Here is a 14959-nt window from a genome sequence, read left to right on the forward strand (position 1 = left end):
AGATGGTTGGTTATGTTGATTGGATTAATCAAAACTCAAAGGACCTGCTTAGAGGAAACAATAGGGAACTTGTCAGGCGCTCTGAGGACGATATTCGGGCATTTAAGCAACGGCTAGATAAAGATGCACAACACGTCATGCTGCTGTCGCTGGAGGAGGCGCAGGGCGTCATTGACGATCTGCTAAAAAGCAACGCCATGTCGCAGGCCACCACCTATGCGGGAAATATTAGAGATGCTGCCGGTGGTGCGGTAAATATTGTAAAACTGATTTCTTATAAAGATGCCGGGAAGATTGTTTTTACGCTTAAAGGATTGGGGGTTAAGGCTGTTCAATACTCTTATGGCGGGAAAATGTATGTGAAAATTACCGGCTATCCTTCCTTGCGGCGAATTCTTAATGGGACCCGCTATCGCATCAATCACCCCAGGCTTCTGGAGTTAGGGATTGGTAAAGCTGGCGTTCAATTCGGCATAATTTCAGGAGCACGGTTTTGCATCTGGTTTTCAGCTTGCTGGCGGCTTGTCGAGTTAATTTTTAGATCTGATCACGATGTCGCGGCCTTTCTGGGAAATATTACTATGGATGTGGCTAAGGTGATTGTGACGGTTTTTGTTACTAAGGTGGTTGTGGGGGGAGTGGCATCACTGGCAACGGCATTTTCTGCAAGTTTGGTTGTGCCTATATGGGGAGAGATTGTTATTGTTGTTGTTCTTGGTTTTTTTATTACAAGTCTGTTAGATGTCTATGATGAAAATAATAAATTATCTAATAAGCTAATTGAGAGTATTCTTTCTGGACTTAAAGAACAAGAGCGTATTGAAGAATGGAATGCTAAACATGTTTCTGATTTTTCGCGTTCTATTTTACGAGGAGGATATTAGTATTGGATATTCATACCCATATAAAAAACAGAGCAAAAATATGTGTTGGGATGGTGGTGTTATCATATATTATCTATTCAACCTATGATATCTGCATTAAAGGTGTTATGGGGGTGGTAAACTTAAGGTGTATTATTTATTTTCGCTGGCAGGATGTGCCATTATTGCTTTTCATTCCGACCTGGATTTATTTTTTCCTTCTTTTTATGTCGGCTGTTTTTTCAAAAAATATAACACCTAATAATATATTGCATCGAGGTATGAATATTGCGCTTGGTTATGGAGGTATTGTTACTGTGCTTGGTTTTGTAACCTCACTTATCATCCCATTTTATCTTCTTAGCTCAGGTTATGTCTATTGCTATGGTGGCGGTCCGTTTTCAGGGATTTATTACACGAAAAACGAGGGCATTTGCGAGCAAACGAAAATTGCCTGGGATAACGGAGGCGTTAAGGAAATTAATAAACTAAACGATAAGCTTGATTTCATAATGTCTTCCGGAAAAAACTGACGAAAGGGATACGAATTTTGACATTTATACGCAGATAACAAACAGATGTATAATATTGACGGGTTCAGCAATTATCTCGCATGTAACTTATTCTATCTATAGTAGTTGTATCGTTGAGGTTATGAGTGCCGTAAACTTACGGTGTATTATATATTGTTGCTTCTAATCCCTGTCGTTATAACTTTTTGTGCCGACTACGGTCTATTTTGTTTTCCTTATTATGTCTGCTTTTTTTAGGGGAAGCTCCCAAAAAGATACTCCATCGAGGGATGAATGTTGCACTGGGTGCTGTTGTCTCAATAATCACTCCATTATTTGCGTAAATTCTTAAAGGCATCTGAAATGTGCAAGATTCCGTTATTTTTCATTATAGTCGTCGCCGTTATTGTGGGGGCCACACCGTTCCGCTTTGTACGGCAGACCGTTCGTATCAGCATGCGGTGACGCCTGCCGGTAGCGAGATGCGCTATGACGTGAGCTTTAAGCCGGAGCAGGGGTGGCTGGAGGTGTGTTTCAGCGTAGAAGTATCATCAGCTGGCGGTGGGCGATAGTATTTTTTATATTGATACGCGTAATACAACGATCACATATATTGAAATTTAATATCAATTAGTTCAAATGTATTATATCTGACTGATACTTTATTTTTTTGTTGATATTTAAAATTTAGAGTTAGTCATCATTTGTTTTTTACGCTATAGATATCCTTGTTTTTTAATGCAAATAATATGGCTTTTATTACGTGGGGTTATTGTTCGCGTTTATGCATAAGGATGTTATATGTTAAATTCAGTGTGGTTAACGCTGAATGGTCAATTTCAGGGGGTAATTTCGGCGGGCTGTTCTACCGTTGATTCTATTGGAAATAAAGCGCAGTTGGTACACGGCGATCAGATTATGGTCATGGTAATTTCACATGGCATTCATCTTCACGTCCCAGATACTATTGATGATAGCGCCGGGCAACCCGAGGAATCAATTGAGCTGTCTTATGAGTCAATCAGTTGGGATCATCATATAGCGGGAACCAGCGCATATAGCTTGTGGGAAGAACGTATCTTTTAAGGGAATGTATATGGTTGGTTATATCGATTGGATTGATCAAAACTCAAAAGACCTGCTTAGAGAAAACAACTGGCAGCTTGCCAGGCGCTTTGAGGACGATATCCGGGCGTTTAAACAGCGGCTAGATAAAGATGCACAACACGTCATGCTGCTGTCGCTGGAGGAGGCGCAGGGCGTTATTGACGATCTGCTAAAAAGCAACGCCATGTCGCAGGCCACCACCTATGCGGGAAATATTAGAGATGCTGCCGGTGGTGCGGCAAATATTGTGAAACTGATCTCATATAGAGATGCCGGGAAGATTGTTTTTACGCTTAAAGGGTTGGGGGTTAAGGCTGTTCAATACTCTTATGGCGGGAAAATGTATGTGAAAATTACCGGCTACCCTTCCTTGCGGCGAATTCTTAATGGGACCCGCTATCGCGTCAATCACCCCAAACTTCTGGAGTTAGGGATTGGTAAAGCAGGTGTCCAAGCCGGCATAATTTCAGGAGCACGGTTTTGCATCTGGTTTTCAGCCTGCTGGAGACTTGTCGAGTTAATTTTTAGATCTGATCACGATGTCGCGGCCTTTCTGGGAAATATCACAATGGATGTGGCTAAGGTGATTATGACGATTTTTGTTACTCAGGTGGTTGTGGGTGGGGGGGTATCACTGGCAACGGCATTTTCTGCGAGTTTAGTTGTTCCTATATGGGGAGGAATTTTTTTGTTGTTGTTCTTGGGGTTATTATTACTCGTCAGTTAGATACTTATGATAGAACTAACCAACTATCTAATAGATTGATTGAGTGTATTCGTTCCGGGCTTAAAGAACGACAACGTATCGAAGAATGGAATCATAAACATTCATCTGATTTCTCGCATTCTTTTTTTCGAGGGGGGTATTAATTTTGAATATTTACACTCATATAAAAAACAGATGTAAAATACTTTTTGGAATGGCGATATTCTCATACTTCATCTACTCAACCTATAAAATCTGTATTGTAGGTGTTATGGCTGTTTTAAATTTACGGAGTATTATTTATTTTTGCTGGCAGGATGTGCCAATATTACTTGTTATTCCTGTGGCTATTTATTTTTTTCTTCTTTTTATGTCTGCCATTTTTTCAAAAAACATAGCGCCTAACAAGATACTCCATCGAGGAATGAATGTTGCGCTGGGTTATGGATGTATTGTCTTCGTACTTGGTTTTGTAATCTCAATTATTATCCCATTTTATCTTCTTAGCTCAGGTTATGTCTACTGTTACGGTGGTGGTCCATTTTCAGGTATTTATTACACGAAAAATGAGTCGATCTGCGAGCAGACGAAAATTGCCTGGGATAATGGAGGCGTTAAGGAAATTAACAAGCTAAACGATAGGCTTGATTTTATGATGTCTTCCGGAAACGACTGACGAAAGGAACATTAATTTGAACGTTTACACCCATATAAAAAACAGATGTGTAATACTGACGGGTTCAGCAATTATCTCGTATGTAACTTATTCTACCTATAGTAGTTGTATCGTTGAGGTTATGAATGTCGTAAACTTGCGTAGTATTATATATTTTTACGTCCAATCCCTATCATTAGTACTTTTTGTGCCGACTGCGGTCTATTTTGTTTTTCTTTTTATGTCTGCTTTTTTTCAAGGAATCTGGCTCCCAACAAGATACTCCATCGAGGGATGAATATTGCACTGGGTTATGGAGGAGTAGCCCTTGTGTTAGGTACTGTTACCTCAATCATCACCCCATTTTATCTACTTAGCTCTGGCTATGTCTACTGCTACAGTGGAGGTCCATTTTCAGGTATTATGTACACAAAAAATGAATCAATTTGCGAGCCGGTGAAAATTATCTGGGATAGCAAGGATAAGGGCGCCAAAGAGATTAAAGAACTTAACGATAAACTTGACTCAATCCAGCCACATCAATAACAGCAACGCCACATTTGAAGCCCGATGAGTAAAATCGCATCGGGCAATTCTATTACTACTTTTTCTTCAAGTTAGCGCCGATTTTTTTCTGCCACACCAGCAGTTCAAACACGCCGAAGAGGAAGATACGCACTTTCTCGCCGCGGCTCATTTGCGGGCCATCTTTTGGCATCGTCGATTGCAGCAGCGCCATCTGCATGCCGTGCATCAGCACCATAAAAATCAGCGCAACGTTAACGAAAATGTTCAGCGGGCGCGGAAACGGGTGAACCAGGTTCAGCACCAGGAAGGCCCATACGCACAGCATCAGCGCGCGTCCAAGATTAATCAGCATCACTTTCTCCCTGCACTTCACGATGATAGAGACGGTAGGCAACCTGACCGGCGATTTTTTCCCGATGCAGATCCCAGCTGACCGGCACTGGAGGCAGACCGTTTTCGACTTCGCTTTCTACATAGATGAGTGCGTTATCGGCCAGCCAACCGTGGGTTTCCAGTAAGTTTAACGTCTCTTCCAGTAATCCCTTCCGGAATGGCGGATCGACAAAAATAATATCATGCGGCGTACCCGGTTGAGCGAGGAATGCGAGGGTGTTCGTATTCACCACTTTGCCCTGCGCGGCGTTTAGCGTCGCGAGGTTTTTTTGTAGCTGCTGCGCAACGGAACGCTCCATCTCCAGCAGCGTTGTGCTGGCAGCATAGCGGGAGAGCGCTTCCAGCCCTAACGCGCCGCTTCCGGCGAAGCAGTCCAGGCAGCGGGCATCCACCATGGAGGGAGCCAGCCAGTTGAAGAGGGTCTCACGCACGCGATCGGTGGTGGGTCTGAGGCCTGGGCTATCAGGAACGGGGAGTTTACGGCCGCGCCACTGACCGCCAATAATGCGGATCTGGCCCATGCCGCCGGAAGTTGGTTTTTTCATTTGCTTGCTCTGGTCGCTCTTTCGGCCTGCTATTCTAGCTTTCTGCCCTGCCGGGTGAAAGCGGTGAAGCCAGGGAAGTTAAGTGGTAGACTAACCGACTAATTTCATCATTATTTTAGCCTTCGCGTCGATTATGGCGAAGTGGCGCCATCAAAAACAGCGGGGAGTGTGGTTGCAAATGGCAAAAGAAAAAAAACGTGGCTTTTTTTCCTGGCTGGGCTTTGGGCAGAAAGAACAGGATCAGGTTGTTGAATCAGAAGAAAAAATTGAAGAGCAGCCGGTAGCTGAAACACCGACTGCTGAGCCTGAAACGGTCGCAGAAGGGACGCCGCGCGTCGAAGAAGCGCAAGCACCTGCTGAAGAAACCACTGAACCACACACCATCGCGGAAAGCGAAGCGTTTGCCGAGGAAGTGGTTGAAGTCACTGAACAGGTTGCTGAACGCGAAATCGCACAGACCGAAGCGGTTGAAGAAATTCAGCCAGAAGTCGTTGAGCCGGTTGCCGAAGTACAGCCAGAAGTGGTTGAAACCGTTGAGCCGGTTGTCGAAGTACAGCCAGAAGTGGTTGAAACCGTTGAGCCGGTTGTCGAAGTACAGCCAGAAGTGGTTGAAACCGTTGAGCCGGTTGTTGAAGCGCAGCCAGAAGTGGTTCAAGAGATTGAACCTGAGGCCGTAGACGAGTTAACCGACGAAGAACTGGAAGCGCAGGCGCTGGCCGCTGAGTCGGAAAATGAAGTGGTTGAAGAAGAGGCGGCCGTTGAAGAATCCGCGGACGATGTGCAGCAGGAGCAGGAAAAACCGACCAAAGAAGGTTTCTTCGCGCGCCTGAAACGCAGCCTGTTAAAAACCAAAGAAAATCTCGGTTCCGGATTTATCAGTCTGTTCCGCGGCAAGAAAATCGACGACGATCTGTTTGAAGAGCTGGAAGAGCAGTTGCTGATTGCCGACGTTGGCGTAGAAACCACCCGTAAAATCATCAATAACCTGACCGAAACCGCCAGCCGTAAACAGCTGCGCGACGCTGAAGCGCTGTACGGTCTGTTAAAAGACGAAATGGGTGAAATTCTCGCAAAAGTGGATGAGCCGCTTAATATTGAAGGCAAAACGCCATTCGTTATTTTGATGGTCGGTGTAAACGGCGTGGGCAAAACCACCACCATCGGCAAGCTGGCGCGTCAGTTCGAGCAGCAGGGCAAAACGGTGATGCTGGCGGCGGGCGATACCTTCCGTGCGGCCGCGGTTGAGCAGTTGCAGGTTTGGGGTCAGCGCAACAACATTCCGGTTATCGCGCAGCATACCGGCGCGGATTCCGCATCGGTCATTTTCGATGCCATCCAGGCGGCGAAAGCGCGTAACGTTGACGTACTGATTGCCGATACCGCAGGGCGCTTGCAGAACAAATCGCACCTGATGGAAGAGCTGAAGAAAATTGTCCGCGTGATGAAAAAGCTCGATGTCGACGCGCCGCATGAAGTCATGCTGACTATCGACGCCAGCACCGGGCAGAACGCTATCAGCCAGGCCAAACTGTTCCATGAGGCCGTTGGCCTGACCGGTATCACGTTGACTAAACTCGACGGTACGGCGAAAGGCGGGGTGATATTCTCCGTGGCGGACCAGTTTGGTATTCCGATTCGTTACATCGGCGTCGGTGAACGCATAGAGGACTTACGTCCGTTTAAAGCGGGCGATTTTATTGAGGCACTTTTTGCCCGAGAGGATTAATGAATGATTCGCTTTGAACACGTCAGCAAAGCCTATCTCGGCGGGAGACAAGCGCTGCAGGGGGTCACCTTCCACCTGCAGCCGGGCGAGATGGCATTCCTGACCGGCCATTCCGGCGCAGGTAAAAGTACCCTGCTGAAGCTTATCTGTGGGATTGAACGGCCGAGCGCGGGGAAAATTTACTTCGGCGGGCATGACATCAGCCGTCTGAAGAACCGAGAAGTGCCGTTCTTACGTCGCCAGATCGGCATGATTTTCCAGGATCACCATCTGCTGATGGACAGAACCGTGTTTGATAACGTGGCGATCCCACTGATCATCGCGGGCGCCAGCGCGGACGATATTCGTCGTCGCGTCTCGGCTGCGTTGGACAAAGTCGGGCTGCTCGATAAGGCGAAGAACTTCCCGATTCAGCTCTCCGGCGGTGAACAACAGCGTGTGGGCATTGCCCGTGCAGTGGTGAATAAGCCTGCGGTACTGCTGGCGGATGAACCGACGGGTAACCTGGATAACGCGCTGTCGGAAGGCATCTTGCGACTGTTTGAAGAGTTTAACCGCGTTGGGGTGACGGTGCTGATGGCGACGCACGACATCGGGCTGATTTCCAGCCGTTCTTACCGCATGCTGACGCTGAGTGAAGGTCACTTGCATGGAGGCCTGACGAGTGAATAAGCGCGACGCAATCAACCAAATTCGCCAGTTTGGCGGGCGGCTCGACCGCTTGCGTAAATCGGTCACCCCGGCGGGTGACGGCGGACGCAATGCGCCGAAGCGCAACAAACCGGCGCCAAAACCGAACTCGCGTAAAACCAACGTGTTCAATGAGCAGGTGCGCTATGCCTGGCAGGGCGCGCTGCAGGATCTGAAAAGCAAACCGCTGGCAACGTTCCTGACGGTGATGGTTATCGCCATCTCCTTGACGCTGCCGAGCGTCTGTTACATGGTCTACAAGAACGTGAATACGGCGGCTTCGCAGTACTATCCGTCCCCGCAGATCACCGTTTATCTGGAAAAAACGCTGGATGACGATGCGGCGGCGAAAGTGGTCGGTCAGCTACAGGCCGAGCAGGGCGTGGATAAGGTGAACTACCTTTCCCGTGACGAAGCGCTGGGCGAGTTCCGCAACTGGTCGGGCTTTGGCGGCGCGCTGGATATGCTGGAAGAAAACCCGCTGCCCGCAGTGGCGGTGGTTATTCCGAAAATCGATTTCCAGACCACGGATGCGCTGAATACGCTGCGTGACCGCGTGGCGCAGATTCAGGGCGTCAACGAAGTGCGCATGGACGATAGCTGGTTTGCGCGTCTGGCCTCGATTACCGGGCTGGTAGGCCGCGTGTCGGCGATGATCGGCGTGCTGATGGTGGCGGCGGTCTTCCTCGTCATCGGTAACAGCGTGCGTCTGAGCATCTTCGCACGCCGTGATACCATCAACGTGCAAAAGCTGATTGGTGCGACCGATGGGTTTATCCTGCGTCCGTTCCTCTACGGCGGTGCGCTGCTCGGTTTCTCCGGCGCGTTTTTGTCGCTGATCCTGTCGGAAATTCTGGTGATGCGACTGTCGTCGGCGGTCACCGAAGTGGCCCGCGTATTCGGTACTCAGTTTGAGCTGAGCGGCCTGTCATTTGACGAGTGCCTGCTGCTGCTGCTGGTGTGCTCGATGATTGGCTGGGTGGCAGCCTGGCTTGCCACGGTACAACATTTACGCCACTTTACTCCCGATTAAAAAAGTTCTGTTATACTCTTCCCCTGCGACGACTTCCGTCCGCAGGGGATGTGTTGTAAACCCCATCTTTCTGCCCTCGCGGCCTATCGCGTGTCACAATTTGTGCGTAATTTATTCACACTGTTGCATTGAACTTGTGGATAAACTCACTGTCTGATAAAAGAGCGGATGATATTCTCGTTGCTCATAGAGCCTGGCATGTTTGTTGCCTTCGGGGACAAGCCACCGCCAGTATGAAGTGAATTGAGAGGATTTGAATGACCAAAGAAATGCAAAATTTAGCGTTAGCCCCTGTCGGTAACCTGGAATCTTATATCCGGGCTGCGAACACATGGCCGATGTTGACGGCTGATGAAGAAAAGGCGCTTGCTGAACGGCTGCATTACCAGGGCGATCTGGAAGCAGCTAAAACGCTGATCCTGTCTCACCTGCGCTTTGTTGTTCATATTGCTCGTAATTACTCGGGCTATGGCCTGCCGCAGGCGGACTTGATTCAGGAAGGCAACATTGGCCTGATGAAAGCCGTACGTCGTTTCAACCCAGAAGTGGGTGTCCGTCTGGTGTCCTTTGCGGTGCATTGGATCAAAGCGGAAATTCACGAATACGTGCTGCGTAACTGGCGTATCGTGAAAGTGGCGACCACCAAAGCACAGCGTAAGCTGTTCTTCAACCTGCGTAAAACCAAGCAGCGTCTGGGCTGGTTCAATCAGGACGAAGTGGAAATGGTTGCCCGCGAGCTGGGTGTTTCCAGCAAAGACGTTCGCGAGATGGAATCCCGTATGGCGGCGCAGGACATGGCGTTTGATATGTCCTCAGACGATGACTCTGAAAGCCACGCGGTTGCTCCGGTGCTCTATCTTCAGGATAAATCGTCCAACTTTGCCGATGGCATTGAAGACGACAACTGGGAAGAGCAGGCAGCGAATAAGCTGACCGACGCAATGCAGGGCCTGGACGAACGTAGCCAGGACATCATTCGCGCCCGCTGGCTGGACGAAGACAACAAGTCCACGCTGCAGGAACTGGCCGACCGTTACGGCGTATCCGCCGAGCGTGTACGTCAGCTTGAAAAGAACGCGATGAAAAAACTGCGCGCGGCTATCGAAGCCTGATTTTTGGCGTCGTACCCAATGAACCCTCGAATGTGAATTCGGGGGTTTTTGTTTTGTAGGCCGGATAAGGCGCATCCGGCAATCTGCGTTGGTCCGCCCGATGGCGCTACGCTTATCGGGCCTACAAGTTCGTCCCTCTGATAATCCCTCCGTCATCACGCTTTCCTCTGCTTATTTGTTGTTTGTCGCTGGCGTTAATTCAGCCGATGGCAAAAACTGAATAGGCGCTACGTATTTTTCCGTCTTTCAACGGCAGGGGGTTTACCGTGAGTAACGAGTCACTGAATCATCGGCGTTTACAGGCCACGCCGCGCGGCGTGGGCGTGATGTGCGGTTTCTACGCAGAACGCGCAGAGAACGCCACGCTGTGGGATATTGAAGGGAATGAGTACATCGATTTTGCCGCCGGCATTGCGGTGCTGAACACTGGGCATCGTCATCCACAGGTGATTGCCGCCGTTGAGAGTCAGCTTAAGGCCTTCACCCATACCGCTTACCAGATTGTTCCCTATGAAAGCTACGTATCATTAGCAGAACGTATTAATAGCGTGGCGCCGATTACCGGGAATGCCAAGACGGCATTTTTCAGCACCGGGGCTGAAGCGGTCGAAAATGCGGTGAAGATAGCTCGCGCTTATACTAAACGTCCGGGACTGATTACCTTCGGCGGCGGCTTCCACGGCCGCACCTTTATGACGATGGCGCTGACCGGTAAAGTTGCGCCGTACAAAATCGGCTTCGGCCCGTTCCCCGGCTCGGTCTATCACGCTCTTTATCCGAATGCGGCGCACGGCGTCACGACCGATATGGCGCTCAAAAGCCTGAACCATATTTTCAAAGCTGATATCGCACCGGATCAAGTGGCGGCAATTATCCTCGAACCCGTACAGGGGGAGGGTGGTTTCAACGTCGCGCCGCCTGATTTTATGCAGGGGCTGCGCCAGCTTTGCGATACCCACGGTATTCTGCTGATTGCCGACGAAGTGCAGACCGGATTTGCCCGTACCGGCAAGCTGTTCGCGATGGAGCATTACAGCGTGAAACCTGACCTTATCACCATGGCGAAGAGCCTGGCGGGGGGCTTCCCGCTCTCTGGCGTCGTGGGGCGTGCTGAGGTGATGGATGCACCGGCCCCTGGCGGCCTGGGGGGAACCTATGCGGGTAACCCGCTGGCGATTGCGGCTGCGCATGCGGTGCTGGATGTCATTGAAGAAGAGGCGCTCTGTACTCGTGCCAATCATCTGGGTCAGCATCTGATTGAAGTGCTGAACAAAGCGCGTGAGAGCTGCCCGGCGATTGCAGACGTGCGCGGCGTAGGGTCGATGGTCGCGGTGGAGTTTGTCGATCCGCAGACGCGCGAACCCTCGCCGGAGTTTACCAAATTAGTCCAGGAACGCGCGCTGGCTGAAGGCGTACTGCTGCTGAGCTGCGGGGTGTATGGCAACGTCATTCGCTTCCTGTACCCGCTCACCATCCCTGAGAAGCAGTTCCAGCAGGCGCTGGAGGTGATTCGTCGGGCGTTAACTGAATAGACCTGAACTCTTCCCGGCGGCGCTTCGCTTGGCCGGCTACAGGACATCGTAGCCCGGCCAAGCGAAGCGCCGCCGGGAGCACACCCAATGCCCAAGCCACTCCGATGAGTGGCTTTTTTTTGTCATTTTTGCGTTACAAATCCGTCAAAATTAACGTTTCAAATCCATAAAAATGGGGTATGTTTTAGCAGAGTATGCTGCAAAAGCACAGGCAGTATCCCTTAATATTAATATCTTATACTTACCATGCGAGTGATATAAGAATAATGCGCTAAATAACAACATCACAACAAATGCAACAACCATAACAATGGGGAACCTCAGGATGAAAATGAAGGGTAAAGCGTTACTGGCAGGATGTATTGCGCTGGCATTCAGTAATATGGCATTAGCAGAAAATATTAAAGTTGCTGTCGTTGGTGCGATGTCCGGCCCGGTTGCGCAATACGGTGACCAGGAGTTCAGCGGTGCGACTCAGGCGGTTGCCGACATTAACGCCAAGGGTGGTATCAAAGGCAATAAGCTGGAAATCGTAAAATACGATGATGCCTGTGACCCGAAACAAGCGGTTGCAGTGGCGAACAAAGTGGTGAATGACGGGATTAAATACGTCATTGGTCACCTCTGCTCCTCCTCTACGCAGCCTGCGTCTGATATCTATGAAGACGAAGGCATTCTGATGATCACCCCAGCAGCAACTGCGCCGGAACTGACCGCGCGTGGCTACAAGCTGATTCTGCGTACCACCGGCCTGGACTCCGACCAGGGCCCAACCGCGGCGAAATACATTCTCGAGAAAGTGAAGCCACAGCGTATTGCCGTTGTTCATGATAAGCAGCAGTACGGTGAAGGTCTGGCGCGTGCGGTACAGGATGGCCTGAAGAAAGGCGGCGCGAACGTGGTCTTCTTCGACGGGATTACCGCCGGTGAGAAAGACTTCTCCACGCTGGTTGCGCGTCTGAAGAAAGAGAACATCGACTTCGTTTACTTCGGCGGCTACCACCCTGAAATGGGCCAGATCCTGCGTCAGGCTCGTGCTGCTGGCCTGAAAACCCAGTTCATGGGGCCGGAAGGCGTAGCGAACGTGTCGCTGTCTAACATCGCGGGCGATTCTGCGGAAGGTCTGCTGGTGACGAAACCTAAGAACTACGACCAGGTTCCAGCGAACAAACCTATCGTAGATGCTATCAAGGCGAAGAAACAGGATCCAAGCGGTGCGTTCGTATGGACTACCTATGCAGCACTGCAGTCCCTGCAGGCGGGTCTGAACCACTCTGACGATCCGGCTGAGATTGCCAAATACCTGAAAGCCAACACCGTGGATACCGTTATGGGTCCGCTGTCGTGGGATGAAAAAGGTGACCTGAAAGGCTTCGAATTCGGCATCTTTAACTGGCACGCTAACGGTACGGCGACCGACGCGAAGTAAGCGGTTATTGCGCTAAATGTAGGCCGGATAAGGCGTATGCCGCCATCCGGCAATGTGTGCAGCGTTGCCTGATGGCGCTGCGCTTATCAGGCCTACACGAGATGTAGCCCCGGTCGAGGCGTTAGCTGGCGCCGGGGCAAGCTCTACCCTCGAACCCAGCCCTCTGCATGCATCGTAAAGCCTAGCGCTTTGGCAAATGCGGCCATTTCCAGGCTCTCTTCCACGCCAGCTTTGCTCAACGTCCAGCGGCCGATCTGTGGGTTATCGCGCATCACTTCTTCAACCAGATACTGTCCCACGCCGCGACGGCGGGTCACTTCGCGTACGCACAAACCGTTAAGCACGCCCTGGCTATTGCCTAGCGTGACTTCTACCGCTGCTAGCAGTCGATCGTTAAAACGGGCGGCGTACAGGCGGTGAGTCTCATCAAGGCGCTGCTCGTCGGGGGACTGCGCAGGCCAGATTTTACCGAGGCAGATGTGGTCCTGGTCGCTCAGGGTTTCTAAACGAATGATGGTCAGCTTCATGGGCAGTTTGCTCAAATCTCGAAAATGGTGGTCAGTGTACTCAATTTATTCTGCCGGAAGCGTTCTCTTTTTTGGCTTGTTCAGTAGGGGATTAATTTTTCGTTATCTATGCAGACAGTCTGAAACATCATGGATCGAAAAATAGTCAGAACTTTAACCTGAAAACTAGCATTTTATTCGGCTTATTGTGTCGTTATTTTATGCTGCTGTGCGGGCTTTTTTTTGTTTATCTATGGCAAAAATCAGAATATTATCTTTTCTTAATAGACTGAAAAATAGAGAATTTAGTCTGTATTTCGCCAAAAAGCTGCGCTAACTCATTAAAGATAATGGCAAAAGTAGCGTTGTATATTAAAAGTACAGAGTGCTTTTTAACCATCAAACAACAAAATATATACACGCCACGACGTGTAAACACGACATCACGAATGGGGATCCCGAAGTATGAAAAGGAATACAAAAACAGTAATCGCAGGGATGATCGCGCTGGCTATGTCACACGCGGCGATGGCTGATGATATTAAGGTTGCCGTTGTCGGCGCCATGTCTGGCCCAGTCGCCCAATGGGGCGACATGGAGTTCAACGGTGCGCGTCAGGCTATTAAAGACATCAACGCCAAAGGTGGCATCAAGGGCGACAAACTGGTGGGCGTGGAGTACGACGACGCCTGTGACCCGAAACAAGCGGTGGCGGTCGCCAACAAAATCGTTAACGACGGCATCAAATATGTGATTGGCCATCTCTGCTCTTCCTCCACGCAGCCAGCTTCTGACATCTATGAAGATGAAGGCATTCTGATGATCTCTCCGGGCGCGACCAACCCAGAGCTGACCCAGCGTGGCTACCACTACATCATGCGTACCGCCGGTCTGGACTCCTCTCAGGGCCCAACCGCCGCGAACTACATCCTGAATAAAGTGAAGCCGCAGCGCATCGCCATCATTCACGACAAGCAGCAGTACGGTGAAGGTCTGGCGCGTTCCGTGCAAGAAGGTCTGAAGGCGGGCAAAGCCAATATCGTCTTCTTCGACGGCATTACTGCCGGTGAAAAAGACTTCTCCGCGCTGATTGCCCGTCTGCAAAAAGAGAACATCGACTTCGTTTACTACGGCGGCTACTACCCGGAAATGGGGCAGATGCTGCGCCAGGCGCGCGCTGTCGGCCTGAAAACCCAGTTTATGGGGCCGGAAGGCGTGGGCAACGCTTCGCTGTCGAACATCGCGGGTAACGCGGCGGAAGGCATGCTGGTGACCATGCCAAAACGCTATGACCAGGATCCGACAAATAGCGCTATCGTCGATGCCCTGAAAGCGCAGAAGAAAGATCCAACCGGGCCATACGTCTGGATCACCTACGCCGCCGTACAGTCTCTGGCGACCGCCATGGAGCGTACCGGTAGCGATGACCCGCAAGCGCTGATTAAAGACTTGAAAGCAAACGGTGCGAAAACCGTGATTGGGCCGCTCTCCTGGGATGACAAAGGCGATCTGAAAGGATTTGAGTTCGGGGTCTTCCAGTGGCATGCCGACGGCTCATCCACCGCGGTGAAGTAACCTTCATTTCCCCCTGGCGGGCGTAGATTCGCAGGGGTAGCAAAAGG

The 14959-nt window shown here is 50.2% G+C and carries 16 protein-coding genes and 1 pseudogene; 14 read left to right on the forward strand and 3 right to left on the reverse strand.

Annotation, left to right across the window (positions count from 1 at the left end; translation table 11 throughout):
- Positions 1-2 precede the first annotated feature (2 nt).
- The 7 genes and pseudogenes from ACH1XZ_RS19645 to ACH1XZ_RS19675 all read left to right on the forward strand — a co-directional run bounded on the left by ACH1XZ_RS19645 (position 3) and on the right by ACH1XZ_RS19675 (position 4389).
- On the forward strand, positions 3-884 hold the full coding sequence (locus tag ACH1XZ_RS19645) for a hypothetical protein (RefSeq protein ID WP_395596830.1): 882 nt from the start codon (positions 3-5) through the stop codon (positions 882-884).
- Between the two features lie 2 nt (positions 885-886).
- Positions 887-1396 (forward strand): hypothetical protein, encoded by a 510-nt coding sequence (locus tag ACH1XZ_RS19650; protein ID WP_395596831.1) that lies wholly within the window; start codon positions 887-889, stop codon positions 1394-1396.
- A gap of 342 nt (positions 1397-1738) precedes the next feature.
- A pseudogene (locus tag ACH1XZ_RS19655) lies at positions 1739-1920 on the forward strand (DUF2500 domain-containing protein); the annotation flags it as partial.
- Between the two features lie 256 nt (positions 1921-2176).
- Positions 2177-2461, forward strand: coding sequence for an Hcp family type VI secretion system effector (locus ACH1XZ_RS19660; protein ID WP_395596832.1), 285 nt, complete (start codon positions 2177-2179; stop codon positions 2459-2461).
- A 10-nt stretch (positions 2462-2471) separates the two neighbouring features.
- Entirely contained in the window at positions 2472-3209 is a 738-nt protein-coding gene (locus ACH1XZ_RS19665; RefSeq protein ID WP_395596833.1) for a hypothetical protein, read from the forward strand.
- 250 nt (positions 3210-3459) lie between these two features.
- Positions 3460-3864 carry a hypothetical protein gene (locus tag ACH1XZ_RS19670; protein ID WP_395596834.1) on the forward strand — a complete coding sequence of 135 codons (405 nt, stop codon included), beginning with the start codon at positions 3460-3462 and terminating at the stop codon, positions 3862-3864.
- A gap of 273 nt (positions 3865-4137) precedes the next feature.
- Positions 4138-4389 (forward strand): hypothetical protein, encoded by a 252-nt coding sequence (locus ACH1XZ_RS19675; RefSeq protein ID WP_395596835.1) that lies wholly within the window; start codon positions 4138-4140, stop codon positions 4387-4389.
- Positions 4390-4444: 55 nt separating this feature from the next.
- Here the strand turns inward: ACH1XZ_RS19675 and ACH1XZ_RS19680 are convergent, their stop codons facing one another.
- Positions 4445-4723 (reverse strand): DUF1145 family protein, encoded by a 279-nt coding sequence (locus ACH1XZ_RS19680; RefSeq protein ID WP_395596836.1) that lies wholly within the window; start codon positions 4721-4723, stop codon positions 4445-4447.
- Positions 4713-5309 carry a 16S rRNA (guanine(966)-N(2))-methyltransferase gene (gene rsmD, locus ACH1XZ_RS19685; RefSeq protein WP_395596837.1) on the reverse strand — a complete coding sequence of 199 codons (597 nt, stop codon included), beginning with the start codon at positions 5307-5309 and terminating at the stop codon, positions 4713-4715. The genes ACH1XZ_RS19680 and rsmD overlap by 11 nt, the downstream gene beginning before the upstream one ends.
- A 178-nt stretch (positions 5310-5487) precedes the next feature.
- Between rsmD and ftsY the strand changes: the two genes are divergently transcribed.
- The 6 genes from ftsY to livJ all read left to right on the forward strand — a co-directional run bounded on the left by ftsY (position 5488) and on the right by livJ (position 12831).
- Positions 5488-7035: a signal recognition particle-docking protein FtsY gene (gene ftsY / locus ACH1XZ_RS19690; RefSeq protein WP_395596838.1), complete on the forward strand. Its 1548-nt coding sequence runs from the start codon at positions 5488-5490 to the stop codon at positions 7033-7035.
- Positions 7036-7038: 3 nt separating this feature from the next.
- Positions 7039-7707, forward strand: a complete 669-nt coding sequence (gene ftsE, locus ACH1XZ_RS19695; RefSeq protein ID WP_395596839.1) for a cell division ATP-binding protein FtsE — start codon at positions 7039-7041, stop codon at positions 7705-7707.
- A complete protein-coding gene (gene ftsX / locus ACH1XZ_RS19700) occupies positions 7700-8758 on the forward strand; it encodes a permease-like cell division protein FtsX (RefSeq protein ID WP_395596840.1) in 1059 nt (352 codons plus the stop codon). The genes ftsE and ftsX overlap by 8 nt, the downstream gene beginning before the upstream one ends.
- A gap of 257 nt (positions 8759-9015) precedes the next feature.
- The gene (gene rpoH / locus ACH1XZ_RS19705) at positions 9016-9870 is read left to right on the forward strand and encodes an RNA polymerase sigma factor RpoH (RefSeq protein WP_395596841.1); all 855 of its coding nucleotides are present in this window, start codon (positions 9016-9018) and stop codon (positions 9868-9870) included.
- Between the two features lie 266 nt (positions 9871-10136).
- Positions 10137-11402, forward strand: coding sequence for a 4-aminobutyrate--2-oxoglutarate transaminase (locus tag ACH1XZ_RS19710; protein WP_395596842.1), 1266 nt, complete (start codon positions 10137-10139; stop codon positions 11400-11402).
- 325 nt (positions 11403-11727) lie between these two features.
- A complete protein-coding gene (gene livJ / locus ACH1XZ_RS19715) occupies positions 11728-12831 on the forward strand; it encodes a branched chain amino acid ABC transporter substrate-binding protein LivJ (protein WP_115073690.1) in 1104 nt (367 codons plus the stop codon).
- A gap of 143 nt (positions 12832-12974) precedes the next feature.
- Here livJ and panM read toward each other — a convergent pair whose 3' ends face one another.
- Positions 12975-13358 carry an aspartate 1-decarboxylase autocleavage activator PanM gene (gene panM / locus ACH1XZ_RS19720; RefSeq protein ID WP_395596843.1) on the reverse strand — a complete coding sequence of 128 codons (384 nt, stop codon included), beginning with the start codon at positions 13356-13358 and terminating at the stop codon, positions 12975-12977.
- Positions 13359-13802: 444 nt separating this feature from the next.
- On the opposite strand from panM, the gene livK reads away from it, so the two are divergent.
- Positions 13803-14912 (forward strand): high-affinity branched-chain amino acid ABC transporter substrate-binding protein LivK, encoded by a 1110-nt coding sequence (gene livK, locus ACH1XZ_RS19725; RefSeq protein WP_395596844.1) that lies wholly within the window; start codon positions 13803-13805, stop codon positions 14910-14912.
- The last annotated feature ends 47 nt before the right edge of the window (positions 14913-14959 follow it).

Origin of the sequence: Kluyvera chengduensis (assembly GCF_044197065.1) — a bacterium.
GTDB lineage: Bacteria > Pseudomonadota > Gammaproteobacteria > Enterobacterales > Enterobacteriaceae > Kluyvera > Kluyvera ascorbata_C.